We start from the raw sequence: 2,846 nt of genomic DNA on the forward strand, positions 1-2,846 counted from the left end.
GTTCAAGACCATCATGATGGAAGAAGCTTGAGCCTGGCACACGACGACGGTCATTCGCGCGCCAACGATCCGATCGGCGTGTTCGACAGCGGTGTCGGGGGCCTGAGCGTCCTCAACGCGCTGCGCGAGGCGCTCCCGCACGAGCGCTTCGTCTACTTCGCCGACACCGCCCACACGCCGTACGGCGAGCGGGGCGACGCCTTCGTCGCCGAACGCAGTGCCGCGGTCGCCCGGGAGCTGATCGACGCCCATCGGATCAAGGCCCTGGTGGTGGCCTGCAACACCGCGACCGCGGCCGCGATCCACCGGCTGCGCGTCGACCACCCGGCGCTGCCGGTGGTCGGTGTCGAGCCGGCGCTGAAACCCGCGGTGGCGCTGAGCCGCACCGGCCACATCGCGGTGCTGGCGACCCGCGTGACGGTCGAGAGCCGCAAGTTCCAGACGCTGCTGGCATCGCTGGCCGGCCAGGCCACTTTCAGCATCGTGGCCTGCGACGGCCTGGCTGGCGCCATCGAGCGCTCCGACGAGGCCCGGATCGCGGCCCTTTGCGAGCGCTACCTGGCGGCCGCCGGGCGCTTCGGCATTGCTGGCGGGCACATCGATACGCTGGTGCTGGGCTGCACGCACTATCCCTTCATCGCCGGCGAACTGCGGCGCCAGACCGGCGACGCGGTGCGCTTCATCGACACCGGCGTCCCCGTGGCGCAGCAGACGCGGCGGCTGCTCGATCAGGCCAGCGCGCTACGCGTCGACGGTGATGGCGATCTGCGCCTGCTGAGCAGCGGCGCCCCCGAAGCCCTCGATGCCGCGGCCGCTCGCTGGCTCAGGGCCACCGCCTGATGCGCCGCCTCTGCCGCGCCCTCTGCCTCAGCTGGCTGCTGGCCGGCTTCGGCATCGCCGCCCACGCCGCCTGCGACACCGGGCTGGCAGAGCGCATGCATGCGAAGCTGCACCCGAAGCGCAGCCTGGACCACGAGCGCGCCGTGTGCGAGCCGTGGCGTGGCGTCTCGGGCCGCTTCATCGTCGTGTTGCCGCTGCCGCGCCCCTCGACCGAACCGGGCATCACCCAGTTCGATCTCGACGTGCTGGTGGTGCAGCAGGCCGACAACGGCAATACCGAGCGGGCCAAGGTCGTCAGCCGGCTGTTCGAGGAAGACGTGCTGACCGAGGACGCGGTGCGGATCGCCGAGATCCGGGTCGACGGCGCCCGCTATGCGCTGGCACTGGACGCCCGCGCCTTCGGCCTGCGCATCCTGCGCCAGGGCTCCTCGCGTGCCAACCCCTACTCCAATGAAAGCCTGACGCTTTACGTGCCCCAGGGTCCGAAGCTCGCGAAAGTGCTCGATGGGCTCGAGCTCACGCTCGAGCAGGGCGAATGGGACACCAACTGCACCGGCAGCTTCGAGACCGTGCGCGGCAGCCTCTCGGTGGCCCGAGGCGCCGCCGGCGGCTATGCCGACCTGATCCTGCACCAGGCCCGCTCCGAAATCCGGTCGAGCCCGGAGGGCGACGAATGCGCGACGCACGCGCAGCGGCAGACCTTCAAGTCGCGCGTGCTGCGCTTCGACGGCACCCGTTACCGCATGATCAAGGGCACCGCCGCGCCGACTTGAAGCCGACGCAGCCCGTCGCGTCGATTCAGGCCCGCAGCGCCGCGTCCCGCCCGCGCCGCATGTCGATCGGCAGCAGCAGTAGCAAGCCACCCACGAACAGCAGCGCGGTCGAGAGGATCGCGATCCGCTGGTTGCCTCCGGTGGCCCAGGTGATCGCGCCGTAGCTCAGCGGGCCGACGATGCTGGCCAGCCGGGTGGCGAAAGTCCAGAGGCCGAAGAACTCGGCCAGTTGGCGCGGCGGCGCCAGGATGCCGGTCATGGCGCGCCCGGCCGACTGGCTCGAGCCCATGGCCAGCCCGGCGATGGCGGCGGCCCACCAGAAGCCGCCCTTGGTGCTGACCGACGCCGCGATCAGGCAGACCGCGATCCACGCCACCAGCGTGCCGGCCAGCGAGCGCCGGTGGCCGATCTGGTCCTGCAGGTAGCCGAAGCCGAAGGCGCCCAGCGCCGCCGCGATGTTGAGCACGAAGATCAGCACCATCGTCTCGCTCGGCACGAAGCCGATCACCTGCTCGGCATAGATCGCGGCCAGGGTGATCGCCACCGCCACACCGCCCTGGTAGCAGACGGTGCAGGCCAGAAGCCACATGAAGTCGCGGTAGGCGCGGGCCTCGCGGAAAGTATCGCGCAACTGCTGCCACGCGCTCTGCCGGGCGCCGCGCGGCTGCGGCAAGGCGCGCTCGGGCAGCAAGACGAAAGTGACGCAGGCCGCCGCGCCATAGAGCGCGGCCGTGATCAGCATCGTGACCGGCACGAAGTGCGCAGCCGGCAGGCCCCGGGCCTGGGACCACAGCACATAGGCCAGGCACAGGCCCAGCGTCAGCATGCCCCCGAGGTAGCCGAAGGCCCAGCCCCAGCCGCTGACCTTGCCCATGCCATCGGCGGTGGCGAGTTCGGGCAGGAAGGCGCCGGTGAGCGACTCGCCGTAGGAATAGAAGGTGTTCGAGAGGGTGACCAGCGCCATCGCGAGTGCCACCGCAAAGGGGCCGCCGAGGCGCGGGGTCAGGGCCAGCGCCGCGGTCCCCGCCACGCAGGCCGCCGTCACGATCAGCAGCACCCGCTTCTTGGCCGCGTGCAGGTCGGCCCAGGCGCCGATCGCGGGCATCGTCAGCATCACGATCCCGTAGGAGATGCTGAGCGCCACGGTCCAGGCGAAGGCGCCCCAGGGCGCGCCCTTGGCAATGCCGCCGACGAAGTAGGCGGCGAACACCGCGGTGATGACCACCGTGGTGT

At 71.0% G+C, this 2,846-nt stretch carries 3 protein-coding genes; 2 read left to right on the plus strand and 1 reads right to left on the minus strand.

The genetic code is table 11. From position 1 onward, the window contains the following. Window positions 1-27: 27 nt before the first annotated feature. Window positions 28-840 carry a glutamate racemase gene (murI, locus tag AC1DY5_RS49960; protein WP_478121730.1) on the plus strand — a complete coding sequence of 271 codons (813 nt, stop codon included), beginning with the start codon at window positions 28-30 and terminating at the stop codon, window positions 838-840. Further along, window positions 840-1,613: a PA3715 family protein gene (locus AC1DY5_RS49965; protein WP_478121731.1), complete on the plus strand. Its 774-nt coding sequence runs from the start codon at window positions 840-842 to the stop codon at window positions 1,611-1,613. Before murI ends, AC1DY5_RS49965 begins: the two co-directional genes overlap by 1 nt. A gap of 25 nt (window positions 1,614-1,638) precedes the next feature. Here AC1DY5_RS49965 and AC1DY5_RS49970 read toward each other — a convergent pair. Next, the coding region (locus tag AC1DY5_RS49970; protein WP_478121732.1) for an MFS transporter at window positions 1,639-2,846 on the minus strand (1,208 nt) is incomplete at its 5' end.

It is taken from the genome of Variovorax sp. P4_D9 (genome assembly GCF_056401695.1).